A 26,663-nucleotide genomic window follows, 5' to 3' on the forward strand; every position below is an offset into this window, starting at 1 on the left:
CAATCCCGCCTCTTTATTAAAGACACATTGAGGCGTTGGTCGATTTACTGGCCCGAAAACGCGTCACCCAGTGAAAATTTTCAAGTTTAGGTAGAAATCGCCATGAAACGCACTTTTCAACCGTCCGTACTGAAGCGCAACCGTTCACACGGTTTCCGTGCTCGTATGGCAACAAAAAATGGTCGTCAGGTTCTGGCACGTCGTCGTGCTAAAGGCCGTTCTCGTCTGACCGTTTCTAAGTAATAAAGCTAACCCTCGTGGTTAAGCTCGCATTTCCCAGGGAGTTACGTTTGTTAACTCCCACTCATTTCACTTTCGTCTTCCAGCAGCCACAACGAGCCGGTACGCCGCAAATCACCATACTCGGCCGACTTAACGCGCTGGGGCATCCCCGCATCGGTCTCACCGTCGCAAAAAAACATGTAAAACGTGCCCATGAACGCAACCGGATCAAGCGATTGACCCGCGAAAGCTTTCGTCTGCGTCAACATGAGCTCCCTGCGATGGATTTTGTGATCGTGGCTAAAAAAGGGATTGCTGACCTGGATAACCGTGCGCTGACGGAAGCGTTGGAGAAACTATGGCGTCGTCACTGTCGCCTGGCTCGCGGCTCCTGATTGCCCTGATACGCGTTTATCAACGCGCCATCAGCCCACTGCTGGGACCTCATTGCCGGTTCCATCCCACCTGTTCGCAGTATGGGATTGAGGCCTTACGCCGCTTTGGCGTTGTAAAAGGCAGTTGGTTGACGATAAAACGCGTATTAAAATGCCACCCTTTGAACCCGGGTGGTGACGATCCTGTGCCGCCAAAAACCTTTGATACCAGAGAACATTAACGATGGATTCGCAACGCAATCTCTTTCTCATCGCTTTTCTGTTCGTGTCTTTTATGATCTGGCAAGCCTGGCAGACGGACCACGCTCCGCAGCCACAGCAAACCCAGACCACGCAAAACACAAGCAGCGCAGCGGGTGATGCCGCCACTTCCGGCGTGCCGGCTAGCGGACAGGGCAAAACGATCACCGTTAAGACAGATGTCCTGTCACTCAACATCAATACGCGTGGTGGCGATATTGAGCAGGCTCAGCTGCTGACTTACCCGGACAAACTGGGTTCAGACGCACCGTTCCAGCTGCTTGAAACCACACCTGCCTTCGTTTATCAGGCGCAGAGCGGCTTAACTGGCCGTAACGGTCCGGATAACCCGAACAATGGCGCACGTCCGCTGTATACCACTTCGCAAGATAGCTTCGTCATGGCTGATGGCCAGAGCGAACTGCGCGTGCCGCTGACCTGGACCGGTGAAAACGGCGTGGTTTACACCAAGACGTTCGTCTTCAAGCGCGGTGAGTATGCGGTAAACGTTGACTACAACATTAACAACACCACTCAGCAGCCGCTGGAAGTGTCGATGTTTGGTCAGCTGAAGCAGACCATCGACGTGCCTAAGCACCGCGATACCGGCAGCAATAACTTTGCTCTGCACACCTTCCGTGGCGCAGCGTACTCAACCAGCGATGCGAAATACGAAAAATATAAATTCGACACCATCGCGGATAACGAGAACCTGAACACCACCACCAGCAATGGTTGGGTGGCGATGCTGCAGCAGTACTTTGCTACCGCCTGGGTGCCACGTACGCAGGGTAACAACACGCTGTACACCACTAACCTCGGCAATGGCATCGCGGCAATTGGCTACAAATCTGCACCGGTTACCGTTGGCGCAGGCGCACAGCAAGATCTCGGCGCAACGCTGTGGGTCGGCCCGGAAATTCAGGACCAGATGGCAGCCATCGCGCCGCACCTGGATCTGACCGTGGATTACGGCTGGTTGTGGTTCATCTCTCAGCCGCTGTTTAAGCTGCTGAAGTTCATCCACAGCTTCATCGGTAACTGGGGCTTCTCCATTATCGTTATCACCTTCATCGTGCGTGGCATCATGTACCCGCTGACCAAAGCGCAGTACACCTCGATGGCGAAGATGCGTATGCTGCAGCCGAAGATTCAGGCGATGCGTGAACGTCTGGGCGATGATAAGCAGAAGCAGAGCCAGGAAATGATGGCGCTGTATAAGGCGGAGAAAGTGAACCCGCTGGGCGGTTGTCTGCCACTGGTTATCCAGATGCCAATCTTCCTGGCCTTGTACTACATGCTGTCAGGCTCGGTTGAACTGCGTCATGCGCCGTTTATTCTGTGGATTCATGACCTGTCAGCGCAGGACCCGTACTACATTCTGCCGATCATCATGGGTATCACCATGTTCTTCATTCAGAAGATGTCACCGACCACCGTGACCGATCCGATGCAGCAGAAGATCATGACCTACATGCCGGTTATCTTTACCGTGTTCTTCCTGTGGTTCCCATCAGGTCTGGTGCTGTACTACATCGTCAGCAACCTGGTTACCATTCTCCAGCAGCAGCTGATTTATCGCGGCCTGGAAAAACGTGGTCTGCATAGCCGCGACAAGAAGAAAGCGTAACGTCTGACTGCAACCAGCAGCAGCGTATAATTAAGGGGCGGCATTTATGTCGCCCTGTTTTTTTGTTTCGAGAAAAGGTGAATCATGAGCCACAGCGACACTATCGTTGCCCAGGCGACGCCTCCCGGCCGCGGCGGCGTCGGCATTCTGCGTATCTCCGGCGCCAAAGCCGCTGAGGTGGCGCAAGCCGTGCTCGGCAAGCTGCCAAAACCGCGCTATGCCGACTATCTGCCCTTTACTGATGCCGATGGCAGCGTGCTCGATCAGGGCATTGCGCTATGGTTTCCTGGCCCGAACTCCTTTACCGGTGAAGATGTGCTGGAGCTGCAAGGCCACGGCGGCCCGGTGATTCTTGACCTGCTGCTGAAACGCATCGTGGCGCTGCCCGGCTTGCGTATTGCCCAACCAGGCGAATTCTCGGAACGCGCCTTCCTCAACGACAAGCTCGATTTAGCGCAAGCCGAAGCGATTGCCGATCTGATCGATGCCAGCTCAGAGCAAGCCGCCCGCTCGGCGGTGAACTCGTTGCAGGGCGCTTTTTCCCTGCGGATTAACGCGCTTGTGGAAGCACTTACTCACCTGCGCATCTATGTGGAAGCAGCTATCGACTTCCCGGATGAAGAGATCGATTTCCTTTCCGACGGCAAAATTGAAGCCCAGCTCAATGTGGTGATCGGCGACCTTGATGGCGTGCGTGCCGAAGCGCGTCAGGGCAGCCTGCTGCGCGAAGGGATGAAAGTGGTGATTGCCGGTCGTCCCAATGCCGGTAAATCGAGCCTGCTGAATGCCTTAGCCGGACGCGAAGCGGCTATCGTCACCGATATCGCTGGCACCACGCGCGACGTCCTGCGCGAGCATATCCACATCGACGGCATGCCGCTGCACATCATCGATACCGCCGGTTTGCGTGAAGCCAGTGACGAAGTTGAGCGCATTGGTATTGAACGCGCATGGCAGGAGATCGAACAGGCCGACCGCGTGCTGTTTATGGTCGATGGCACCACCACTGACGCGACCGAAGCCGCCGCGATCTGGCCGGATTTTGTTGCGCGTCTGCCGGAAGCGCTGCCGATTACCGTGGTGCGCAACAAAGCGGATATGACCGGCGAAGTACTGGGCCTCACTGAAGTGAACGGTCACTCACTGATTCGTCTCTCGGCGCGCACCGGTGAAGGTGTGGAAGCGCTACGCGATCACCTGAAACAGAGCATGGGATTTGCCGGCAACATGGAAGGCGGATTCCTCGCCCGACGTCGCCATCTGCAAGCGCTGGAGTTAGCCGCAACGCATTTACAGCAAGGCAAGCATCAACTGTTAGGCGCGTGGGCCGGCGAATTACTGGCAGAAGAGTTACGCTTAGCGCAGCAGGCGCTGAGCGAAATCACCGGCGAATTCACCTCCGACGATCTGCTGGGCAGAATCTTCTCCAGTTTCTGTATTGGTAAGTAATGACCTGTTACGTGGTCGCTATGAATGGCGACCCTACGGCGCTCTAGTGTAGGGTGCGCAATCCCGTTAATCATGCGTCTTTGTTATTTGGCTCCCCAACGCCTTTGCAGTATAACGATCACTGCCCGGCGAAAAGGTCCTGCTGGGTACATTCATTATTCATGCTAAATATTGGGCGCAAGTTGCTGCCTGAACAGGAGAGAAACATGAGTACAACGCTCGACAGCGTGGCGCTGAACGCGCTGTTCAATGAAGCCCGCACCCACAGCTATTGGCAGGACAACCCGGTTTCGCAGGACGTATTGAAGCAGCTCTATAACCTGACCGCGCTGGGCCCAACCTCCGCTAACTGCTCGCCAGGCCGTTTTGTATTTGTGACCTCGCAGGAAGGCAAAGAGAAGCTGAAACCCGCGCTCTCATCGGGCAACGTCGATAAAACCATGGCCGCACCGGTAACGGTGATCGTGGCGTGGGATCCTGAATTCTACGAAGCGCTGCCAAAGCTGTTCCCGCACGGTGATGCGCGCAGCTGGTTTACCAGCAGCCCGGATCTGGCGAAAGAAACCGCGTTCCGTAACAGCAGCTTGCAAGCAGGTTATTTGATTCTGGCCGCGCGTTCGCTGGGCCTGGATGCGGGCCCGATGTCCGGTTTCGATCCGTCAAAAGTGAACGATGCGTTCTTCAGCGAGAGCAAATGGCAGGTGAACTTACTGATCAATCTCGGCTATGGCGAAGCCAGCAAACTGCACGCGCGTCTGCCGCGTCTGGGCTTTGATGAAGCCAGCACCTTTGCCTGATTGAGAAAAGGCGTCGGGCTGAGTCCACGACGCCGGTTTTAAGCGGTTATCCCAGTGAATGGAAGCCGCTGTTGAAGTAGATCATCGGCTCTGCCGCTTCACCAGGCAGAGCGATCCCCACGATACGCGCCAGCAGCACGCTGTGCGTGTTCCACTCGACCACCTTCTCCAGCTGACAATCAAAGCTCACCAGCGCATCAGCTAAAATCGGCGCGCCGGTATTTAATGTCTGCCACGTACCACTTTGAAAGCGCTCGTCGCGGCGTGAGGATTGGCTGAACTGGGCACATAAATCGTCATGCTGTTCACGCAGCACGTTAACGGCAAAATGGCCGGCGGCGATAAAGGCATCATGGCTGGATGCGCTGCGATTGACGCACACCAGCAAACTTGGTGGCTCAGCCGCCAGCGAACTGACCGACGTCGCAATCAGCCCCAGCTTTTCGCTCTGAAATTCGGTGGTAACCAGAGAAACACCCGCGGTTAAGCGACGCATGCCGTGACGAAACTCATCAAGCGAGATCGATTCCTGGCGAGAAATAGCGGTAACTGACATAGAAAACTCCGACGTGCATGCTTCTAAGATGCGCACGATTGGCAGATGAATGAATTGGTTAGCGCACTTCACTGTGCCTTTTTACTGTCCAAATCCTACACCACATCAGGCCGTTCGGCATCCGTTGAGACACGAATCTGCAAAAGCGTTCTATGCAAAGTTGCCAAATGGGATTGCCGCCTGGCTTCGTCCTTATCTGAAATATCGCCTATTCCATCTTAAGCCGGATGCAAACCCATGAGAAAATTCTTACAATAGCACTGATGATTATTCGACCATTTTCACGGAGCGACAGATGGCTAGTCATTTTGTACGTTGGATAGGTAATCCGCCCTTTTCTTCCGGGAATATGCGGGTGCCACAGGAAGTGATAAACAGCGCTCAGCGCTTCGCTGACAAGCGTCGCGGACGCTTTCTAGCCGCGCGCGAACTGCTGGCGCAACTGATGTTACGCGTTTACGGCATTCGCGAACTCCCCGCGCTGACGACCTCCAGCAGCGGACGCCCCTGCTTTGCCGATGCCAACCTGCCCGACTTCAGCATTTCCTACGCTGGAAACACCATCGGTGTGCTGCTGGCCGAAGAAGGCGGTCGCGCCGGATTGGATATGGAAATTGTGCGCGCGCACAGCCGTCAAACGCAGGACATGCTGACGCAGGATCTCTCCTCCGGCGAAAAGGCCTGGATCAACGCGCAGCAGGATTTCATGGAAGCGCTGACGCAAATCTGGACGCTGCGTCAAAGCATTCTCAAGCTCACCGGCGAAACCGATAGCGGTATTGATTCACTGCGTTTGCATCCTGCGGCTGGTCGGCTGCGTTCCACCGTGTTCCCCGATATTCAGGCGGTGTGTGATGCTGAGCCGACGCTGGTGTGGTCGTGCGCGCTGTCGCCCGGCACCGAGCGCTTACACTTGTGGGAGATTGATGGCGCGCAGCAGTGGCAAGCGCTGCGCGATGTCGAGATGAGCAAACCCAATATCGGGCCGCGTACCTTGCGCCTGACCAGTTTGGTCACGCCGCATGAGATGGGACATCCGTAAAAAAGGCCGCATCAGCGGCCTTTGCTATTTAGTGAGCGTCAATAAAGACGATTTTCAGTACGAACAGCAGCGCAACAACCACCACACACGGGCTGATTTCACGCCAGCGGCCGGTTCCCAACTTCATCACGCAGTAAGAGATAAAGCCCAGCGCGATACCTTCGGTAATCGAGAAGCTGAAAGGCATCATCGCCGCAGTAACGAACGCTGGCACCGCTTCGGTGAGATCGTCCCACTGCACGCGTGACAGCGACGCCGTCATCAATACGCCAACGTAAATCAGTGCACCCGCCGCCGCATAAGAAGGCACCATCGCCGCCAGCGGTGATAGGAACATCACCAGCAGGAACAGAATTCCGGTAATCACCGCCATCAGGCCGGTGCGACCGCCGATCGCCACGCCGGACGAGCTTTCAATGTAGGCGGTCACCGATGAGGTACCAATCAACGAACCAGTCACCGAACTGATGCTATCAACGTACAGCGCCTGCTTCATGCGCGGGAACGTGCCTTTCTCGTCGGTCAGCCCGGCTTTATCGGTTACGCCAATCAGCGTGCCGGATGAGTCGAACAGATTGACCAGCATAAATGAGAAGATCACACCAGCCATCCCGATGTTGAACGCGCCTTTGATGTCGACCTGGCCGACAACGGAAGTGATCGCAGGCGGCGCCGCGAACACGCCGCTGAATTTCACATCGCCAATCATCAGGCCCAGCGCGGTCGTCACCACAATCGATACCAGCACCGCCGCATGGATATTGCGTGAAGCCAGAATCGCGATGATGAAGAAACCGAGCGCCCCAAGCAGCACGCTGTGCGAGGTCAGATTGCCAACGGCAACGATGGTATCGGCGTTTGGCACGATGATACCGGCGTTTTTCAGCCCCATCATGGCGATGAACAGGCCGATACCAGCGGTGATACCCACGCGCAGGCTGAGCGGAATGTTGGCAATCATCCAGTAACGCACGCGCAGCAGCGTGAGGATCAGCAGACCCAACGCGCCCCAGAAAATCGCGCCCATGCCAATCTGCCAGGAATAACCCATGGCGCCGACCACCACAAAGGCGAAGAAGGCGTTCAGGCCCATCGCCGGCGCCAGCGCCACCGGCAGATTCGCCACCAGCCCCATCAGAATGCTGCCGAACGCGGCAATCAAGCAGGTAGTAACAAACACTGCCTGCGTATCCATGCCCGCCACACCGAGAATTTGTGGGTTAACGAAAACGATGTACACCATCGTCAGGAAAGTCGTGCAACCGGCAATCACTTCGGTGCGCACCGTGGTTCCGTGTTCCTGCAGTTTGAAGATGCGCTGCAAAAGGCCCTGATTAGTCATTCCACTGTTCCGCTAAAAAATTTATCGCCGCGTATCCTATAGAGTTTAGCGCGGCAAAACACTGATTTTTCGCAACCGGTTGCTCAGGGTCGCTTTCTGCGCTCAGTGCGCTAGAGTGTCAGCTTATTGTTTAACAAAAGGATGATGTGCGATGTCGGTTGAATGTATTTTTTTTGATTGCGACGGCACGCTGGTCGACAGCGAAGTGATCTGTACGCAAGCTTACGTCAACACCTTTGCCCGCTACGGTATTGAACGCTCACTGCAGCAGATGTTTGAGCAGTATAAAGGGGTGAAGCTCTACGACATCATCCGCGATGTGGCGGCAGAACATCAGGTTGAGTTGCCGCTCGAAGAGGTGGAAGCCGCCTATCGTGCCGAAGTAGCTAGATTGTTTGATCTCGATTTAAAGCCGATTGCCGGTGCCAAAGCGCTGGTGGAAAGTGTCAACGTGCCGATGTGCGTGGTTTCCAACGGCACGGTGAAGAAGATGCAGCATTCGCTGGGATTGACCGGCATGCTGCCGTATCTCGATGGCAAGCTGTATAGCGGTTATGACATTAATCACTGGAAGCCAGATCCTGAGCTGATGTATCACGCCGCCGAGCAGATGCAGGTGCCGATTGAGAAGTGCATTCTGGTGGATGATTCCGAGGCTGGCGCGCGCGCGGGGATCGCGGCCGGGATTCCGGTGTTTTACTACTGCGCCGATGCGCACAATCCTGAATTAGATCATCCGCTAGTGACGCGCTTTGATGATATGGCGCAGTTGCCGGATCTGTGGCGTGCGCGTGGGTGGGATTTGGTAAAATAAGGTGCGGTATTCAGCCAGGTCGGCATAAATGCCGACCCTACGTTCATTCAGGTGTAGGGTCGCCATTAATGGCGACCACAAACTTAACCAATCGCGCCTAACGAATCCTCGTTGCTCTGCTTCTTCGGCAGCAGGAACAGCGTGGCGGCGATATCCAGCAGATAAATCAGCGCCAGCAGCGTAATCGCGGCAGTGAAAGAGATATTGGTCGCCAGCAGGCCAATCACCAATGGACCAAATCCGCCCACGCCACGTCCCAAATTAAACAACACGTTCTGCGCCGTCGCGCGTGCCTGCGGTGGGAAGGTGTCGGAAATCAGCGCGCCGTAGCCGCCAATCATGCCGTTTACAAACATCCCCATCAGCGCGCCGGTAAACAGCATCACAGTTGGATCGCGCAGCTGCGCATACACCACCACCATAACCACCGCGCCGAACTGATACAGCAGGAAGATTTTCCAGCGCGCGAAACGATCGGCCAGCACGCCAAACAGCCAGATGCCGAACGTCATGCCCACCACCGTGACGGCGGTCCACAAACCAGATTTGGTCAGGCTGAAACCGAAGTTGGATGACAGATAGCTCGGCATCCAGATCATCAATCCGTAGTAACCAAAGTTCTGCACCGAGCAGAGAATGAAAATCCCCAGGCTGGCTTTGCTGGTGGCACGATCGGCAAACAGTAATTTAAGACGTGCGGCAAAGGAGAGCTGCGGTGTTTTCTCCACGTGACGCGTAAAGCTCTCCGGCTCGCCCATGCTGCGGCGGATGACAAAAGAGACCAGCGCTGGCAGCAAACCGACGAGGAACATGCCGCGCCAGCCAATCACGCTCAGCAGCGGCGGCGTGATAAAGGCCGCCAACAGCACACCGAGCTGCCAGCCAATTCCCACCCACGCCGAGGCGCGGTTGCGCTTCTCTTTCGGCCAGGCTTCGGCAATCAGCGCCATGCCGATGCCGAATTCGCCACCCAACCCCACACCCGCCAGCGTGCGGTACGCCAACAGATCCCAATAGCCTTGCGCCACCGCGCACAGGCCGGTGAACACCGAGAACACCAGAATGGTGACGGTGAGAATGCGGATGCGGCCATAGCGATCGCTAAGGTGACCAAACACAATGCCGCCGATCACTGCACCGATCAGCGTCCAGGTGACCAGCGAACCGGCCTGAGAAGGATCGAGCGCCAGCGAGACGCTGATCGCCGGCAGCATAAAACCAAGAATCAGCAGATCGAATCCGTCCATCGCGTAGCCGCTGATCGCGGCCACCATGGCTTTCGCCGGTGTAATGGCTTGTTTTTTAGGAGTTGGTGAGGACATTTAACAGCACCTGGCAGAAAAAAGTGCGCCAAGTATAAAGAGAGGGAATCGCCGAGAACAGACAGAATTTAAGCAGGCAGCCCGTTAGCCACAGTGGCAACGGGCCGCCGACACATCAATCAAGAGGGTTTATTGCTGCCGTCGTCGCCCGACAGCAGTTCATCCAGCTTGTCGCCGCCCACATGACGGAAATCCTGACCTTTAACGAAATAGAAGATAATTTCGCAGATGTTCTGGCAGCGATCGCCGATACGCTCGATGGCGCGCGCGCAGAACAGCGCGGTCAGCACGCTTGGAATGGTGCGCGGATCTTCCATCATGTAGGTCATCAGCTGACGCACGATGCCTTCGTACTCTTTATCCACCTTCTTGTCTTCACGGTAGATTTTGATGGCTTCGTTGAGATCCATGCGCGCAAACGCATCCAGCACGTCATGCAGCATCTGCACGGTGTGATGTCCGAGCGCTTCAAGACTCACCAGCAATGGTAGATGCTGCTGGCTGAACTTCTCCAGCGCGGTGCGGCTGATTTTTTCCGCCACATCGCCAATGCGTTCCAGTTCAGAAATGGTCTTGATGATCGCCATTACCAGACGCAAATCGCTGGCGGTGGGCTGGCGTTTGGCGATGATGCGCACGCAGGCTTCATCAATCTCCACTTCCATCATGTTGACCTTCTGGTCGCCGTCGATCACGTGACGCGCCAGCTCGCCATCCTGGTTGTGCATCGCGGTGATAGCGTCCATCAGCTGCTTCTCAACCATGCCGCCCATGATCATCACTTGCGTGCGAATGTGCTCCAGCTCCGCGTTGAACTGACCGGAGATGTGTTTGTTCAGATTTAAATTATCCATGTGCGTCTCCTGAATCAGCCGTAACGACCGGTGATGTAATCTTCGGTCTGCTTCTGTGCGGGCTTAGTGAACAAGGTATCGGTATCGCTGAACTCAATCAGCTCGCCCAGATACATGAAAGCGGTGTGGTCAGAACAACGCGCAGCCTGCTGCATGTTGTGGGTCACGATCACCACAGTGTAATCCTGCTTCAGTTCGGTGATCAGCTCTTCGATACGACCGGTTGAGATCGGATCCAGCGCTGAACAAGGCTCATCCAGCAACAGCACTTCCGGGCGAATCGCGATGCCGCGCGCGATGCACAAACGCTGCTGCTGACCGCCGGAGAGACTGTAACCGCTCTGATGCAGCTTGTCTTTGGTTTCATTCCACAGCGCGGCTTTGGTCAGCGCCCACTGCACGCGCTCATCCATATCGGCACGCGACAGCTTTTCAAACAGACGCACGCCGAAGGCGATGTTGTCATAAATCGACATCGGGAACGGCGTCGGCTTCTGGAACACCATGCCGACGCGCGCGCGCAGCAGGGCGATATCCTGATTAGAAGCCAGAATGTTATCGCCATCCAGCAGGATGTCACCTTCTGCACGCTGCTCCGGATAGAGCGAGTACATTTTGTTGAAGGTGCGCAGCAAAGTCGATTTACCGCAGCCTGATGGGCCGATAAACGCGGTCACCTGGTTTTTGGTGATATCCAGGTTGATGTTTTTCAGCGCGTGAAACTTACCGTAATAGAAGTTCAGATTACGGACCTGAATTTTACCGGCTGATGAAGTCACGTTACTCATTCTCGTCTCTCATAAGCAGCGCCGCCGAAGCCGCGCCGGGAAATTAGTGTTTGCCCTTGGCGAAAACCACACGCGCCACAATGTTCAGCAGCAGCACGCACACGGTAATAATCAGCACACCTGCCCACGCCAGGCTTTGCCACTCGGCAAACGGGCTCATGGCGAATTTAAAGATGGTGACCGGCAGGTTAGCGATCGGCTGCATCATGTCGGTGCTCCAGAACTGGTTCGACAGCGCAGTAAACAGCAGCGGTGCGGTTTCACCGGCGATACGCGCTACGGCCAACAGCACACCGGTGATGATGCCGGAAACTGAGGCTTTCAGCGTGATTGCCGAAATCATCTTCCACTTCGGCGTACCCAGCGCATAAGCCGCTTCACGCATGCTGTCGGGTACCAGACGCAGCATATTTTCGGAGGTGCGAATCACAATCGGGATTTGCAGCAGCGCCAGCGCCACTACGCCGGCCCAACCGGAGAAGTGCTGCATCTGCGATACCACGATGGTGTAGACGAACAGGCCCACCACAATCGACGGTGCTGACAGCAGAATGTCGTTGATGAAGCGAATCACTTCCGCCAGCCAGTGTTTACGGCCATATTCCGCCAGATAAATCCCGGCCATGATGCCAAGCGGCGTTCCGACGATCGTCGACCAGAAAATCAGTAAACCACTGCCGACTAAGGCGTTCGCCAAACCACCGCCCGCGGTATTCGGCGGCGGCGTCGATTCGGTAAACAGCGACCAGCTCAAACCATCAACACCGCGCGTAATGGTGGTGAACAGAATCCACACCAGCCAGAACAGACCGAATGCCATGGTCATCAGCGACAGCGTCAGGGCAATTTTGTTTTTGGTGCTGCGCCACGCCTGCATTTTGCGGCGCGAGGCTTCCAGCTCAGCGCGAGCCTGAACTTCAATAGCGGTCATGAACGGGCTCCTTCACTCTTCGCCAGACGCAGGATCATCAGTTTGGAGATCGCCAGTACGATAAAGGTAATCACGAACAGGATCAGACCCAGTTCCATCAGTGCTGCTACGTGGACGCCGGATTCCGCTTCGGCAAATTCGTTGGCCAGCGCGGAGGTGATGCTGTTGCCCGGCATAAACAGCGAAGCGCTGTCGAGCTGGTAGGTGTTACCGATAATAAAGGTCACCGCCATGGTTTCACCCAACGCGCGGCCCAGGCCGAGCATCACGCCGCCAATCACGCCGTTTTTGGTGAACGGCAGCACGATGCGCCAGATCACTTCCCACGTGGTGCAGCCGATACCGTAAGCCGACTCTTTCATCATCACCGGCGTTTGTTCAAACACGTCGCGCATCACCGAGGCGATGTACGGAATGATCATGATGGCGAGAATCACGCCCGCCGCCAGAATACCGATACCGAATGCCGGGCCAGAGAACAGCGTGCCGACAATCGGCATATTCGACATCACGTTGCCCACCGGCGTCTGGAAATATTCGGCGAACAGCGGGGCGAAAACAAACAGGCCCCACATGCCGTAAACGATGCTGGGGATCGCCGCCAGCAGCTCAATGGCGGTGCCCAGCGGGCGACGCAGCCAGCCTGGCGCCAGTTCCGTCAGAAACAGCGCGATGCCGAAGCTCACCGGCACGGCAATGATCAAGGCAATTATCGAGGTGACGAGGGTGCCGTAAATCGGTACCAGCGCACCAAATTGTTCGTTTGGCGCATCCCAGGTTTTATTCCACAGGAAAGAGAAACCAAATTTTTGGATGCTTGGCCAGGAGGAGAAAATCAGGGAGACGATAATGCCGCCCATCAACAACAACACGATAAGCGCGGATAGCTTCACCAGCGCGCCGAAAATCATGTCGCCTTGTTTACCGGGGGCTTTGAACGTCGGCTTAGTGGCAGCCATAGAATTCTCTGTTCTCAGGGGGATGTCAGGGCGGCACGCAGGCCGCCCATTGGGGTTGGCCAGCCGTCTCGGCTGGCCAGGTAAATCTGTTACTGATACAGCGCTTTACCGGAGCTATCTTTGATGTTCGCTTTCCACGCTGCACGAATCTGGTTAGCAACGCTTTCTGGCAGCGCGGCGTAATCCAGGTCGGTTGCGGTTTTGCTGCCACCTTTGTAAGCCCAGTCGAAGAACTTCAGTACTTCGCTACCTTTTTCCGCATTCGCCTGATCTTTGTAAATCAGGATGAAGGTGGTCGAGGTGATCGGCCATGCTGCGTTGCCTTTCTGGAAGGTCAGATCCTGAGCAAAGGTTTTGCTCCAGTCTGCGCCTTTCGCGGCATTCGCAAAGCTCTCTTCGCTTGGTGCGACCGCTTTACCGTCGGCATCAACCAGTTTGGTGTAGGTCAGGTTGTTCTGCTTGGCGTAAGCGTATTCCACATAGCCAATTGAACCCGGCAGACGCTGTACGAATGCAGCCACGCCGTCGTTACCTTTACCGCCCAGACCGGTCGGCCAGTTAACGGTGTTACCTTTACCGATTTTGCTGTTCCACTCTTCGTTCACTTTCGCCAGGTAGCTGGTGAAGACGAATGAAGTACCGGAACCGTCAGCGCGGCGAACCACGTTGATGTTGGAATCTGGCAGTTTCACGCCTGGGTTCAGTTTAGTGATCGCCGGGTCGTTCCACTTTTTGATGGTACCGAGGTAGATGTCGCCCACGGTTTTACCGTCGAGAGTCAGTTCACCTGATTTCACACCTGGGATGTTAACCGCCAGCACCACGCCACCGATCACGGTAGGGAACTGGAACAGGCCGTTTTTCTGCAGATCTTCTTCTTTCATTGGTGCATCAGACGCACCGAAATCGACGGTTTTAGCGATGATTTGCTTCACGCCGCCTGAAGAACCAATACCCTGATAGTTGATTTTGCTACCGGTGGCTTGCTGGTACTCGGCTGCCCACTTGGCATAAACCGGCGCCGGGAATGTCCCGCCTGCGCCCGTCAGATCGGTTGCTGCAAAAGCAGAGACCGCGCTTACTGCGAAGGTGGCGGCGAGGATTCGGGCTACGGTGCTACGCATCAGTGTCATGTTCCCTCCAGGGGATTTAAAAAAATCAGGCTCAATGCCATTTTAGTAGGAGTCGTGATTGCTGCTGGAGGGAAAATAGGACAGTTTGATGACAGTGAAATGTACGAAATATGACAGTTATATGACAGCGTGCAGAAATGAAGCGGGCCCGTTGTGGGCCCACTCTTATAGCAGTTTATTCAACGGTAACCGATTTCGCCAGGTTACGTGGTTGGTCAACGTCGGTGCCTTTAATCAGCGCCACGTGATACGAGAGCAGCTGTAACGGCACGGTGTAAAAGATCGGTGCAATCACCTCTTCTACATGCGGCAGAGAGATGATTTTCATGCCATCGCTGTCGCTGAAACCGGCATCCTGATCGGCAAACACGTACAGCAAACCGCCGCGCGCGCGTACCTCTTCAATGTTGGATTTCAGCTTCTCCAGCAGTTCGTTGTTCGGCGCGACCACGATCACCGGCATATCCGCATCAATTAGCGCTAGCGGGCCATGCTTCAGCTCGCCCGCCGCATAGGCTTCGGCGTGGATATAGGAGATTTCTTTCAGCTTCAGCGCGCCTTCCATCGCGATCGGATACTGATCGCCACGGCCAAGGAACAGCGCGTGATGCTTATCCGAGAAACCTTCCGCCAGATTTTCGATCACTTTGTCCTGCGCCAGCATCTGCTCGATGCGGCTCGGCAAGGCCTGCAGCGCGTGCACAATCTCGTGCTCGGTTTCGGCTTTCATGCCGTGCAGACGACCGAGTTTCGCCACCAGCATCAGCAATACCGCCAACTGCGTGGTGAAGGCTTTGGTCGAGGCAACGCCAATTTCGGTACCGGCTTTGGTCATCAGCGCCAAATCTGACTCACGCACCAGCGATGAACCGGCCACGTTACAGATCGCCAGCGAACCGAGATAACCCAGCTCTTTTGACAGGCGCAACGCCGCCAGCGTATCGGCAGTTTCACCCGATTGTGACAGCGTGATCAGCAGGCTATTTTTACGCACCGCAGATTTGCGATAACGGAATTCCGAAGCGATTTCCACATCACAAGGCAGGTTGGCCAGCGACTCAAACCAGTAGCGCGATACCATGCCAGAGTTGTATGAAGTACCGCAGGCGATGATCTGGATATGCTCGACCTGGCTCAGCAGCTTCTCAGCATCCGGGCCCAGCTCGCTAAGATCGACTTCGCCGTGATTAAAACGACCGGTGATGGTGTTTTTAATCGCGTTCGGCTGCTCGTAAATCTCTTTCTGCATGTAGTGACGATAGATGCCTTTGTCGCCGGCATCGTATTGCGCGGTCGATTCGATTTCGGCGCGCTTAGCCGTTTTACCGTCACGATCGATAATGGTGACTTCGCGGCGAGTGATCTCGGCAATATCGCCCTCTTCCAGATAGATGAAGCGACGCGTCACCGGCAGCAGTGCCAGCTGATCGGAAGCAATAAAGTTTTCACCCACGCCACGGCCAATCACCAGCGGGCTACCGGAACGCGCCGCCACCAGCAGCGAAGGATCGCGGCTGTCCATGATCACCATGCCATACGCACCGCGCAGCTGCGGAATGACGCGCAGCACCACTTCACGCAGCGTGCCGCCCTGCTTCTGCTCCCAATGCACCAGATGCGCCACCACTTCGGTGTCGGTTTCTGAGGCAAAGTGATAGCCGCGCTCAAGTAACTGCGCGCGCAGCGGCTCATGGTTTTCAATGATGCCGTTGTGCACGATGATGATGTGCTCGGAAACGTGCGGATGCGCATTGGCCTCCGACGGTTCACCGTGTGTCGCCCAGCGCGTGTGTGCGATACCGGTGCCGCCAATCAGCGGCTGCTGCTCTGCGGCTTCCGCCAGGTTCTGCACTTTGCCCAGACGACGCAGGCGCGTCATATGGCCCTGACGATCGACAACGGCTAATCCCGCTGAGTCATAACCGCGATACTCAAGACGACGCAAACCTTCCAGCAGAATTTCTGCGATGTCACGCTGCGCTACTGCACCAACAATTCCACACATAGTAATTTCCTGACTTCATGGCTTTCGGCCATTGCGTTGTCATACGACCTGATTTCCCCGAGCCTTGTAGAGAGTGGGGATATTTTACCCGTCATACTTCAAGTTGTAGGTGCGTTGGCTGCGAGCGCTCACCTCAGTCACTTACTTAAGTAAGCTCCTGAGGATTCACACTCTTGCCGCCTTCCTAAAACTCGAATTATTAAGGGTAATTGGTACTGCAAACAGGCCGATCGTTGTCGGCCTTTAAAATTTATTTTTTCTTAACAGGGCGCTGCCAGCCCGATTTTTGATTCTGCTCTTTACGGTTGTAGACCAGATCCGCAGCTAACACATCTTTCATTATTGTGGTGCCTGCGGCGATGGTGGCGCCGCTCGCCACGCTGACCGGCGCCACCAGCTGGGTATCCGAACCGATAAACACGTTGTCGCCAATGATGGTTTTGGATTTGTTGGCGCCATCGTAGTTACAGGTAATGGTGCCCGCGCCGATATTCACACCCGCGCCAATTTCCGCATCGCCAAGATAAGAGAGATGACCGGCTTTGGAGCCTTTGCCGAGAGTGGCTTTCTTCATCTCTACGAAGTTGCCCACGTGCGCTTCTTCCGCCAGCTCGCTGCCCGGACGCAGACGCGCAAAAGGCCCAACCGTACAGGCGGCGGCTAAGGTGGCATCTTCGATCACTGAATAGGGGCTGATTTCACAGTCGTCAGCAATCACGCTATTTTTGATGATGCAGCCGGCACCGATTTTTACGCGGTCGCCGAGCGTGACCTTGCCTTCGATGATCACGTTGGTATCGATCTCAACATCGCGGCCGTGTTGCAGCGAACCGCGTAGATCGAAACGCGCCGGATCGCGCAGCATCACACCCGCCAGCAACAGCTTCTCTGCCTGCTCGCTTTGATAGACGCGCTCAAGCGTTGCCAGCTGCAGGCGGTTGTTGACGCCGTCGGTTTCGCTGATGCGCGCCGGATGCACCGCATTGATCACGCGGCCTTCGTGGTGCGCCATGGCGATGATATCGGTGATATAGAATTCGCCCTGCGCGTTGTTGTTGTTAAGCTGCGCCAGCCAGCGCTTGAGGTCGCCGCCGTTGGCAATCAGGATGCCGGTGTTAATTTCCTGAATTTTCAGCTGTTCTGGCGAGGCATCTTTCTGCTCGATAATGCCGGTCACCGTGCCGTTTTCACGCACGATACGACCGTAACCGGTTGGGTTATCCAAAACCACGGTGAGTAAACCGATGCCGCCAGCGGGTTTCGCGTCGCGCAGACGTTGCAAGCTGGCCTGCGAAATCAGCGGCACATCGCCGTACAGCATCAGAATATCTTCGTCATCGGCAAAGAAGGGCGCGGCCTGCTGCATCGCGTGGCCGGTACCGAGTTGTTCGGCCTGCAGTACCCAGTTGAGTGCGTTATGCGCTAACGTCGATTGCAGCAAATCTCCGCCGTGGCCATAAACCAAGTGGATCTGCTGGGCGCCCAAACCGGTTGCGGCATCAATCACGTGTTGAACCATCGGTTTACCTGCAAGGGTGTGCAGAACTTTAGGCAGGTCGGAATACATTCGGGTGCCTTTGCCAGCGGCTAAGATCACCACACTCATCGCGTTCGTAGACATAACTATCCTGATTCTCTTCAACTGTCGAAAGTGTAAGGTTTAGCCCTGAGATTACTACATTTTTCTCGGGTCGAAATTAGCGGGGTTGGGGAAAGCGGATTGAGGTCAGCTGGTGTTCGCCATAAATGGCGCCCCTACGAGATGATGGGTTTTGGGCAAAAAAAATGCCAACCCAAAGGGCTGGCATTTCGTGACACATAAAGCCTGATTACATCGCTTTTTTGGTCAGCTCGATGACACGCAGTTTCGCGATGGCTTTCGCCAGTTCCGCAGAAGCCTGAGCATAGTCCACGTCGCCGTGACTGCTGTTCATGTGCTCTTCTGCTTTACGTTTCGCTTCCAGCGCGCGCGCTTCGTCAAGGTCTTCACCGCGAATCGCGGTGTCGGCCAGAACGGTGGTGCTGCCAGGCTGAACTTCCAGCACGCCGCCAGAGAGGTAAATAAACTCCTCTTCGCCGTGCTGTTTCACGATGTGAATCATACCAGGCTTGATGGCTGTCAGCAGCGGGGCGTGGCCAGGACGAATCCCCAACTCACCTTCGCTACCTGACACCTGGATACGCTCGACCAGACCGGAGAACATTTGTTGCTCCGCGCTGACCACGTCCAGATGATAAGTCATAGCCATACCATTCCTCCTGGGAAACCTAAATTACAGTTTCTTCGCTTTTTCTACGGCTTCTTCGATAGCGCCGACCATGTAGAACGCCTGCTCTGGCAGGTGGTCGAATTCGCCTTCCATGATGCCTTTGAAGCCACGGATGGTGTCTTTCAGGGTCACGTACTTACCTGGAGAACCGGTGAAGACTTCAGCAACGAAGAACGGCTGAGACAGGAAGCGCTGAATCTTACGCGCACGTGCCACCAACAGTTTGTCTTCTTCAGACAGCTCGTCCATACCGAGGATGGCGATGATGTCTTTCAGTTCCTGGTAACGCTGCAGCAGAGACTGCACGCCACGCGCAACGTCATAGTGCTCCTGACCCACGATCAGTGGATCCAGCTGACGGCTGGTTGAATCCAGCGGGTCAACGGCTGGGTAGATACCCAGAGAGGCGATCTGACGGCTCAGCGTAACGGTTGAGTCTAAGTGAGCAAAGGTGGTTGCTGGTGACGGGTCAGTCAAGTCATCCGCAGGAACGTAAACGGCCTGAACAGAAGTGATTGAACCAGTCTTCGTGGAGGTAATACGCTCCTGCAACACACCCATCTCTTCTGCCAGCGTTGGCTGATAGCCTACCGCAGATGGCATACGACCCAGCAGTGCTGATACTTCAGTACCGGCCAGGGTGTAACGATAGATGTTGTCGATGAACAGCAGAACGTCACGGCCTTCATCACGGAATTTTTCCGCCATGGTCAAACCGGTCAGTGCTACGCGCAGACGGTTACCCGGCGGCTCGTTCATCTGGCCATACACCAGCGCTACTTTATCGATAACGTTGGAGTCAGTCATTTCGTGGTAGAAGTCGTTACCCTCACGAGTACGCTCACCCACGCCAGCAAATACCGAATAACCTGAGTGCTCAGCCGCGATGTTACGGATCAGCTCCATCATGTTTACGGTTTTACCTACACCCGCACCACCGAACAGACCGACTTTACCGCCCTTAGCGAACGGACACATCAGGTCGATAACCTTGATGCCGGTTTCCAGCAGTTCCTGCGAGTTAGACTGATCTTCATAAGAAGGTGCTGCACGGTGAATAGAGGAAACCTCTACTACAGTGCCGTCGTCATTCTGCAGGTCGCCTTTCATGTCGATTGGCTCACCCAATACGTTCATGATACGGCCGAGGGTTGCTTTACCAACCGGAACCTGGATAGGTTTTTTCAGGTCAGTAACTTCCAGACCGCGCTTCAGGCCGTCAGAAGTACCCATGGCGATGGTACGAACCACGCCACCACCCAGCTGCTGCTGAACTTCCAGCACCAGACGAGCATCACCATTTTTCACCTCGAGAGCGCTGTATACCTGCGGTACCGCGTCCTGAGGGAATTCGACGTCAACTACGGCGCCGATAATCTGGACAATCTTTCCAGCTGCCATCTTGAATCCTCTACCTAATACGAAAATACCCAGCCGCGCTCGCGCGACAGGATATATGCCTGGTTAAACCGCGGAGGCTCCCGAGACGATCTCGGTAAGTTCCTGGGTGATGCTGGCCTGACGAGCTTTGTTGTAAACCAACTGCAGCTCTTTGATCAGGTTTCCGCCGTTATCGGTTGCAGCTTTCATCGCAACCATACGTGCGGCCTGCTCACTGGCCAGGTTTTCCACCACACCCTGATAAACCTGCGATTCGACATAACGGCGCAGCAGGGTATCCAGCAGCGCTTTCGGATCGGGTTCGTACAGGTAATCCCAGGTCTTCGCCTTCATCTCTTCTTCACCTTCCGCTGGCGGTAACGGCAGCAGTTGGGTAATGGTCGGAGTCTGAGACATGGTGTTATTAAACTTGTTGGCAACGATATACAGCTTGTCGATGCGACCTTCATCATAGGCCTGCAACATCACTTTTACCGGGCCGATCAAATCAGACAGTGCAGGCTTATCGCCCATACCGGTGACCTGTGCCACGATGTTGCCACCTACAGAGCCGAAGAATGAATTGCCTTTCGAACCGATAACGGCCAGATCGCTCTGTACGCCTTTATCTGCCCAGCCTTTCATATCTGCCAGCAATTTTTTGAACAGGTTAATGTTCAAACCACCACAAAGCCCGCGGTCAGTCGAAACGACCAGGTAGCCGACGCGCTTAACGTCACGCTCATCCAGGTAAGGGTGCTTGTATTCCAGATTACCCAGAGCAAGGTGACCAATCACTTTGCGCATGGTATCTGCATACGGACGGCTGGCCGCCATGCGTTCCTGCGTTTTACGCATTTTGGAGGCGGCGACCATTTCCATCGCTTTGGTGATCTTCTGCGTATTTTTTACGCTTCCGATCTTACTACGTATTTCTTTTGCGCCGGCCATTAGCTTCTCCTCAAAGCCTTGCGGCCTGCCTTTTCAGACAAGCCGCCAGACATTACCAGGACTGGGTTGCTTTAAACGTTTCGAGGAGGCCTTTCAGCTTCTCTTCGATTTCGTTATTGAAGTTACCCGCTTGGTTGATTTCAGCCATCAGCTCAGCGTGATCGCGATCCGCGAACGCCAGCAGAGCGGCTTCGAAGCTGCCGACTTTCGCCAGTTCAACATCGTTCAGATAGCCGCGCTCAGCAGCAAACAGCACCAGACCCTGTTGCGCGACTGACATCGGCGCATACTGTTTCTGTTTCAGCAGTTCGGTCACTTTCTGACCGTGGCTCAGCTGTTTACGCGTTGCATCGTCCAGATCGGAAGCGAACTGAGAGAACGCAGCCAGTTCACGATACTGTGCCAGCGCGGTACGAATACCACCGGACAGTTTCTTGATGATCTTGGTCTGTGCAGCACCACCAACACGGGATACCGAGATACCCGGGTTAACGGCTGGACGAATACCGGAGTTGAACAGGTTAGATTCCAGGAAGATCTGACCATCAGTAATCGAGATTACGTTGGTCGGAACGAACGCAGAAACGTCACCCGCCTGAGTTTCGATGATTGGCAGTGCGGTGAGAGAACCGGTCTGGCCTTTCACTTCACCATTGGTGAAGCGCTCAACGTAGTCAGCGCTAACGCGTGATGCACGCTCCAGCAGACGAGAGTGGAGATAGAACACGTCGCCAGGGAATGCTTCACGACCTGGTGGACGGCGCAGCAGCAGAGAAATCTGACGGTAAGCAACAGCCTGCTTAGACAGGTCATCGTACACGATCAGTGCATCTTCACCGCGGTCACGGAAGTACTCACCCATCGCACAACCGGCGTACGGTGACAGGTACTGCAGTGCTGCAGATTCAGAAGCAGAAGCGACAACCACGATGGTGTTAGCCAGCGCGCCGTGCTCTTCCAGTTTGCGAACTACGTTAGAAATGGTTGACGCTTTCTGGCCAATCGCAACGTAGACACACTTGATGCCTGAATCGCGCTGGTTGATGATGGCGTCGATTGCCATTGCGGTTTTACCGGTCTGACGGTCACCGATGATCAGCTCACGCTGGCCACGGCCGATTGGAATCATCGCATCGACAGATTTGTAACCGGTCTGAACAGGCTGGTCTACTGACTGACGGTCGATAACGCCCGGTGCAATCACTTCAACAGGCGAGAAGCCGTCGTTTTCGATTGCGCCTTTACCGTCGATCGGTGCACCCAGGGTGTTCACCACACGGCCCAGCAGGCCACGGCCAACTGGAACTTCTAAAATACGACCCGTACATTTTACTTTCATGCCTTCCGCGAGGTCAGCATACGGGCCCATCACTACTGCACCAACCGAGTCACGCTCGAGGTTCAGTGCGATAGCGTAACGGTTGCCCGGCAGGGCAATCATCTCACCCTGCATGACATCGGCCAGGCCGTGTACGCGGATGATACCGTCACTTACAGAAACAATAGTACCTTCGTTGTGAGCTTCACTCACGACATTGAACTGAGCAATGCGCTGCTTGATCAGTTCGCTGATTTCGGTGGAATTCAGTTGCATATGCTCCAGTCCCCTTAAGACTGCAAGACGTCTGCCAGACGATCAAGACGGCCGCGTACGCTGCCATCAATGACCAGGTCACCCGCACGGATAACCACACCTGCCATTACAGACTTATCAATTTTGCAATTCAGCTTAACTTTACGTGACAGACGTTTTTCCATCGCGGCGCTGATTTTAGTCAGCTGACTGTCACTCAGCGTGCTGGCAGAAATCACATCAACTTCGGCTGTCGCTTCATAAGCGTCACGCAGTTGAATGTACTGAGCCAGTACCGCTGGAAGCGCTGTCAAACGTCCGTTTTCGGCCATTACCTTAATCAGGTTCTGGGCGTTTTCATCAAGTTGATCGCCACAAACTGCAATGAAAGAAGCAGATAACGCTTCCGGTGCAAGCGCACCGGAAAGAAGATCTGCGATCTGTTCGTTGCGAGCCACTTCTGCGGCAAACGCCAGCATTGATTGCCAGCGATCGATGCTTTGATGCTCAACAGCAAAGTCAAAAGCTGCTTTGGCGTAGGGGCGAGCTACAGTAATCAGATCAGACATCAGCCCCTCCCTCCTTACAGTTCAGCGACCAGTTTATCAACGATGTCGCTGTTAGCAGCTTCATCCACGGAACGTTCGATGATTTTCTCGGCGCCAGCTAATGCCAGCAACGCGACTTGCTTACGCAGCTCTTCACGGGCACGCGAACGCTCGGCATCAATTTCTGCCTGCGCCTGTGCCACGATGCGGTTACGTTCAGTCTCAGCTTCGGTTTTCGCTTCGTCCAGAATCTGGGCACGGCGTTTGTTCGCCTGCTCGATAATGACCTGAGCGTCTTCTTTCGCTTTTTTCAGCTGGTCGGTCGCATTGGCCTGCGCGAGATCTAAATCTTTCTTCGCGCGCTCAGCAGAAGCAAGGCCTTCAGCAATTTCTTTCTGGCGCTTTTCGATGGCAGCCATAATCGGCGGCCATACGTACTTCATGCAGAACGCGACAAACAGAATGAACGCGATGGCCTGGCCGAGGATTGTTGCATTAATGTTCACAGCACAATGCCTCTTATTAAGTTAACTTGCTCTGCCGCTATCAGAGATAAACGGCAGAATCCGTCCCTCATCACACCAGGTGCCATGAGTGAACAAGGCTACCAGGTTTAAGCGACAGCAAACATCACGTAGAGACCCAGACCTACAGCGATCATCGGGATTGCATCCACCAGACCCATTACAACAAAGAACTGCGTACGCAGCAGAGGGATCAGATCCGGTTGACGCGCGGCGCCTTCCAGGAATTTACCTCCGAGGATGCCGATACCGATCGCAGCACCGATTGCCGCCAGGCCCATCATCACAGCGGCAGCCATGTACAGCAGATCCATATTCAGGTTTTCCATGACAGTCTCCAGTTTGTTTCAGTTAAAAGCTTAAGTGTTGAGATAAAAATCAATGTTCTTCAGATGCCATCGACAGATAGACGATCGTGAGGACCATGAAAATGAAAGCCTGCAGCGAAATGATCAGGATGTGGAAAATGGCCCAAGGCACATTCAACAACCACTGCGACCACCACGGCAGCAAGCCGGCAATCAGGATAAAGATCAACTCACCCGCATACATGTTACCGAACAGTCGCAGACCCAGTGAAACAGGCTTGGACAGCAGGCTAACACCTTCAAGAATCAGGTTAATGGGGATGAAGATCGGGTGATTAAAAGGCTGCAGCGTCAACTCTTTGGTGAAGCCGCCAATGCCTTTCATTTTGATGCTGTAGAACAGAATCAAAATAAATACGCCCAGCGCCATAGACAGCGTGATGTTCACGTCTGCAGACGGCACGACGCGCAGCGCCGGCAGGCCTAAATAGTGCTCGCCGATAAACGGCAGCAAATCGATAGGCAGCAGATCCATGAAGTTCATCAGGAAGACCCAGACGAAAATCGTCAGAGCCAGCGGGGCGATAAGTTTGCTTTTACCGTGGTACATGTCGCGCACGTTGTTATCAACGAAGCCGACAACCAGTTCGATAGCCGCTTGTAATTTCCCTGGAACACCGCTGGTAGCGCTTTTCGCCACTTTACGGAACAACACCAGGAAAATCAGTCCCAGCACCACAGAGAAAAACATGGAATCGATATTTAATACCCAGAACGTCGCGGGAGCGTCGTGCGGATTCACCAACTCGAAAGTACGCAGGTCCAACTGAAGGTTATTCAGGTGGTGACCTATGTATTCTTGCGGAGTAGAGATTTCTCCAGCAGCCATGATGCCTCTTACCCTTTGTTGTTAATTACAGCCGGAGCGACGATCTGCACCACCAGCACCGATAACCACGTGATTGCGAGTGGCCAGAAGACCGCTCCAAACACACCCAACGCCACCGCGAGGAAAATGACGGTTGTGAACACCTTCAACACTTCACCGAGGGCGAAGCTCCAGGCAACACGTCCTTTCGCAGGCGTTTGATCCTGCAGGCGCCAGGCCAAAAACATAAACAACACGTTCGGCAGCCAGGCTGCCACTCCACCCGCGAAGGCGGAGGCGCCCCAGGTAACCTCTTTCAGGGTAAAGAGCGCACCGATGATGACAAAGGTCACCAGCTGAATGATCAGCACGGCCCGGGCTAATTTCACACTGTAAAGAGACACTGACATGACGCTGAACTCTCCTGCCCCGAACGGGGTATGTCGCGTGTCGTATAAGACTGCCTTTACTCATTTGAGTCAAGCAGCAAAAGCCGTGCAAATTATACGGGCGCCACCTGCGATTTCAATCGGTAAGTAGCGAAAAGGTGAACAATTATTTAAATTTCTTTCTGAAGGGCTATTTTTCAAAACATCGTCATTAGGCAATGTCTGACTTAAATGCTGAAAATGCCCGATCGACTTGCTTTTAAAGCGTGCTTTAGATCACATAATAAACAAGGAATGCCTGACTGAATTTGTACCAGTTAAGATTTATACGATTTCAAATTCGACTAAAGCATCTATAAATCAGTGCATTAAATTTATTTATTAGGTGTTGGACTACGATTTTCGAGAAAAACACTCTATTGACATCATGCGCTGCAATAAAAACGCAAAACTGATATTACGCACGCCAATTTATTGCAAAGTTATATTTTCCCCAGTGATTATTTGGTTGGGTAAATACACGCAATAAAGTGATCTAAGTGATAATGAAATGTGAAATGTTCGTTAAATGTAACAGAGCTTTTCGGATAATTTCCGTCGGAGATGTTAACTCGCTCGCCCTGCCCTGCTAAATAAAAGCTTTTACCTAAAAGTGTTCAATCGCTGCTTTTTCGTTCAGGGAAAAGACTAAGGCAAACGGCATGAACTGGCTCAAATCCATACCGTTTAAAAGGCTATTGGCGGGTAATCACCACCAGATGACGTTCACCATCCAGTTCGGGTACCTGCAGCGGTTGAATTTTCTCTACCGTAAAGCCCGCCGGTAATGCAGAAATCTCATCATCCGGACGCACGCCTTTCAGGGCATAAAAGCGACCTTCAGGGCTCGGCAGATGATGACACCAGTTCAGCATATCTTCCAGTGATGCAAATGCACGGCTGATAACACCATCGAATGGCGGCTCAGACGGGAACTCTTCAACGCGGCTCTGCACTGGAGTGACGTTAGTAAGTCCTAACTCATGTTGTACCTGTCGCAGGAAACGTACGCGTTTGCCGAGGCTATCCAGCAAGGTGAAATGCGATTGCGGGCGCACAATGGCCAGCGGAATACCCGGTAAGCCCGGACCGGTGCCCACATCAATAAAGCGTTCGCCCTGCAGATGTGGCTCAACCACCACGCTGTCGAGAATATGGCGTACCAGCATCTGCTGCGGATCGCGCACCGATGTCAGGTTATAGGCCTTATTCCACTTATGCAGCAACTCAACATAGCCAACCAACTGCTGTTTTTGTTGATCGGTAAGGGAAATGTTTGCCGCATTCAGCAGCGAGGAGAGTTTGTTGATCACGACGAGAATTCCATTAACGGG

General features: G+C 54.4%; 28 protein-coding genes. 8 read left to right on the top strand and 20 right to left on the bottom strand.

The genetic code is table 11. The features are described 5' to 3' along the window. The first annotated feature begins 102 nt into the window (after window positions 1–102). The 6 genes from rpmH (at window position 103) to BM323_RS19375 (ending at window position 4,733) form a co-directional block, all read left to right on the top strand. Entirely contained in the window at window positions 103–243 is a 141-nt protein-coding gene (rpmH, locus tag BM323_RS19350) for a 50S ribosomal protein L34 (protein ID WP_003849659.1), read from the top strand. 14 nt (window positions 244–257) lie between these two features. Continuing rightward, window positions 258–617: a ribonuclease P protein component gene (gene rnpA / locus BM323_RS19355; protein WP_036648555.1), complete on the top strand. Its 360-nt coding sequence runs from the start codon at window positions 258–260 to the stop codon at window positions 615–617. Next, window positions 581–838, top strand: coding sequence for a membrane protein insertion efficiency factor YidD (gene yidD, locus BM323_RS19360; RefSeq protein ID WP_007893564.1), 258 nt, complete (start codon window positions 581–583; stop codon window positions 836–838). The genes rnpA and yidD overlap by 37 nt, the downstream gene beginning before the upstream one ends. Before the next feature lie 2 nt (window positions 839–840). Beyond that, a complete protein-coding gene (gene yidC, locus BM323_RS19365; RefSeq protein WP_008105303.1) occupies window positions 841–2,487 on the top strand; it encodes a membrane protein insertase YidC in 1,647 nt (548 codons plus the stop codon). Window positions 2,488–2,571: 84 nt separating this feature from the next. Then, window positions 2,572–3,936: a tRNA uridine-5-carboxymethylaminomethyl(34) synthesis GTPase MnmE gene (gene mnmE, locus BM323_RS19370; protein WP_008105304.1), complete on the top strand. Its 1,365-nt coding sequence runs from the start codon at window positions 2,572–2,574 to the stop codon at window positions 3,934–3,936. 206 nt (window positions 3,937–4,142) lie between these two features. Continuing rightward, complete coding sequence (locus BM323_RS19375; protein ID WP_008105305.1) at window positions 4,143–4,733, top strand: malonic semialdehyde reductase; 591 nt, start codon at window positions 4,143–4,145, stop codon at window positions 4,731–4,733. Between the two features lie 46 nt (window positions 4,734–4,779). Here the strand turns inward: BM323_RS19375 and BM323_RS19380 are convergent, their stop codons facing one another. Further along, complete coding sequence (locus BM323_RS19380) at window positions 4,780–5,289, bottom strand: flavin reductase family protein (protein WP_008105306.1); 510 nt, start codon at window positions 5,287–5,289, stop codon at window positions 4,780–4,782. A gap of 295 nt (window positions 5,290–5,584) precedes the next feature. Here BM323_RS19380 and BM323_RS19385 point away from each other — a divergent pair, with 295 nt between their 5' ends. After that, a complete protein-coding gene (locus BM323_RS19385) occupies window positions 5,585–6,331 on the top strand; it encodes a 4'-phosphopantetheinyl transferase family protein (protein WP_008105307.1) in 747 nt (248 codons plus the stop codon). A gap of 28 nt (window positions 6,332–6,359) precedes the next feature. Here BM323_RS19385 and BM323_RS19390 read toward each other — a convergent pair whose 3' ends face one another. Then, the gene (locus BM323_RS19390; RefSeq protein WP_008105308.1) at window positions 6,360–7,673 is read right to left on the bottom strand and encodes an NCS2 family permease; all 1,314 of its coding nucleotides are present in this window, start codon (window positions 7,671–7,673) and stop codon (window positions 6,360–6,362) included. Window positions 7,674–7,824: 151 nt separating this feature from the next. Between BM323_RS19390 and yieH the strand changes: the two genes are divergently transcribed. Further along, entirely contained in the window at window positions 7,825–8,487 is a 663-nt protein-coding gene (gene yieH / locus BM323_RS19395) for a 6-phosphogluconate phosphatase (RefSeq protein ID WP_008105309.1), read from the top strand. 83 nt (window positions 8,488–8,570) lie between these two features. On the opposite strand, the gene BM323_RS19400 is transcribed toward yieH, so the two are convergent. The 18 genes from BM323_RS19400 to rsmG all read right to left on the bottom strand — a co-directional run bounded on the left by BM323_RS19400 (window position 8,571) and on the right by rsmG (window position 26,642). Next, window positions 8,571–9,809: an MFS transporter gene (locus tag BM323_RS19400; protein ID WP_008106703.1), complete on the bottom strand. Its 1,239-nt coding sequence runs from the start codon at window positions 9,807–9,809 to the stop codon at window positions 8,571–8,573. A gap of 119 nt (window positions 9,810–9,928) precedes the next feature. After that, on the bottom strand, window positions 9,929–10,663 hold the full coding sequence (gene phoU / locus BM323_RS19405) for a phosphate signaling complex protein PhoU (protein ID WP_007893583.1): 735 nt from the start codon (window positions 10,661–10,663) through the stop codon (window positions 9,929–9,931). Window positions 10,664–10,677: 14 nt separating this feature from the next. Continuing rightward, window positions 10,678–11,451, bottom strand: coding sequence for a phosphate ABC transporter ATP-binding protein PstB (gene pstB, locus BM323_RS19410; protein ID WP_007893584.1), 774 nt, complete (start codon window positions 11,449–11,451; stop codon window positions 10,678–10,680). Window positions 11,452–11,494: 43 nt separating this feature from the next. Continuing rightward, complete coding sequence (pstA, locus tag BM323_RS19415; RefSeq protein WP_008106705.1) at window positions 11,495–12,382, bottom strand: phosphate ABC transporter permease PstA; 888 nt, start codon at window positions 12,380–12,382, stop codon at window positions 11,495–11,497. Next, window positions 12,379–13,341, bottom strand: coding sequence for a phosphate ABC transporter permease PstC (gene pstC / locus BM323_RS19420; RefSeq protein WP_008106707.1), 963 nt, complete (start codon window positions 13,339–13,341; stop codon window positions 12,379–12,381). Before pstC ends, pstA begins: the two co-directional genes overlap by 4 nt. 89 nt (window positions 13,342–13,430) lie before the next feature. Further along, complete coding sequence (gene pstS, locus BM323_RS19425) at window positions 13,431–14,474, bottom strand: phosphate ABC transporter substrate-binding protein PstS (RefSeq protein WP_008106709.1); 1,044 nt, start codon at window positions 14,472–14,474, stop codon at window positions 13,431–13,433. A 175-nt stretch (window positions 14,475–14,649) separates the two neighbouring features. Then, the gene (gene glmS, locus BM323_RS19430; protein WP_008106713.1) at window positions 14,650–16,479 is read right to left on the bottom strand and encodes a glutamine--fructose-6-phosphate transaminase (isomerizing); all 1,830 of its coding nucleotides are present in this window, start codon (window positions 16,477–16,479) and stop codon (window positions 14,650–14,652) included. Between the two features lie 250 nt (window positions 16,480–16,729). Next, window positions 16,730–18,100: a bifunctional UDP-N-acetylglucosamine diphosphorylase/glucosamine-1-phosphate N-acetyltransferase GlmU gene (glmU, locus tag BM323_RS19435; RefSeq protein WP_008106715.1), complete on the bottom strand. Its 1,371-nt coding sequence runs from the start codon at window positions 18,098–18,100 to the stop codon at window positions 16,730–16,732. 208 nt (window positions 18,101–18,308) lie between these two features. After that, window positions 18,309–18,728, bottom strand: a complete 420-nt coding sequence (locus tag BM323_RS19440; protein WP_008106717.1) for a F0F1 ATP synthase subunit epsilon — start codon at window positions 18,726–18,728, stop codon at window positions 18,309–18,311. Window positions 18,729–18,752: 24 nt separating this feature from the next. Beyond that, window positions 18,753–20,150, bottom strand: a complete 1,398-nt coding sequence (atpD, locus tag BM323_RS19445) for a F0F1 ATP synthase subunit beta (protein WP_008106718.1) — start codon at window positions 20,148–20,150, stop codon at window positions 18,753–18,755. 63 nt (window positions 20,151–20,213) lie between these two features. Further along, window positions 20,214–21,080 (bottom strand): F0F1 ATP synthase subunit gamma, encoded by an 867-nt coding sequence (atpG, locus tag BM323_RS19450; protein WP_007893596.1) that lies wholly within the window; start codon window positions 21,078–21,080, stop codon window positions 20,214–20,216. A gap of 52 nt (window positions 21,081–21,132) precedes the next feature. Beyond that, window positions 21,133–22,674: a F0F1 ATP synthase subunit alpha gene (gene atpA / locus BM323_RS19455; RefSeq protein WP_008106721.1), complete on the bottom strand. Its 1,542-nt coding sequence runs from the start codon at window positions 22,672–22,674 to the stop codon at window positions 21,133–21,135. Between the two features lie 14 nt (window positions 22,675–22,688). Further along, window positions 22,689–23,222 carry a F0F1 ATP synthase subunit delta gene (gene atpH / locus BM323_RS19460; RefSeq protein ID WP_008106723.1) on the bottom strand — a complete coding sequence of 178 codons (534 nt, stop codon included), beginning with the start codon at window positions 23,220–23,222 and terminating at the stop codon, window positions 22,689–22,691. A 14-nt stretch (window positions 23,223–23,236) separates the two neighbouring features. Further along, window positions 23,237–23,707, bottom strand: coding sequence for a F0F1 ATP synthase subunit B (gene atpF, locus BM323_RS19465; RefSeq protein ID WP_007893603.1), 471 nt, complete (start codon window positions 23,705–23,707; stop codon window positions 23,237–23,239). 107 nt (window positions 23,708–23,814) lie between these two features. Further along, complete coding sequence (gene atpE / locus BM323_RS19470; protein WP_003849523.1) at window positions 23,815–24,054, bottom strand: F0F1 ATP synthase subunit C; 240 nt, start codon at window positions 24,052–24,054, stop codon at window positions 23,815–23,817. Between the two features lie 49 nt (window positions 24,055–24,103). Continuing rightward, window positions 24,104–24,922 (bottom strand): F0F1 ATP synthase subunit A, encoded by an 819-nt coding sequence (atpB, locus tag BM323_RS19475; protein WP_007893608.1) that lies wholly within the window; start codon window positions 24,920–24,922, stop codon window positions 24,104–24,106. A gap of 8 nt (window positions 24,923–24,930) precedes the next feature. Then, complete coding sequence (gene atpI / locus BM323_RS19480) at window positions 24,931–25,311, bottom strand: F0F1 ATP synthase subunit I (RefSeq protein WP_008106725.1); 381 nt, start codon at window positions 25,309–25,311, stop codon at window positions 24,931–24,933. Between the two features lie 713 nt (window positions 25,312–26,024). Further along, window positions 26,025–26,642, bottom strand: coding sequence for a 16S rRNA (guanine(527)-N(7))-methyltransferase RsmG (rsmG, locus tag BM323_RS19485; RefSeq protein ID WP_008106727.1), 618 nt, complete (start codon window positions 26,640–26,642; stop codon window positions 26,025–26,027). Window positions 26,643–26,663: the final 21 nt, after the last annotated feature.

Source organism: Pantoea sp. YR525 (assembly GCF_900116775.1).
GTDB classification, from domain to species: domain Bacteria; phylum Pseudomonadota; class Gammaproteobacteria; order Enterobacterales; family Enterobacteriaceae; genus Pantoea; species Pantoea symbiotica.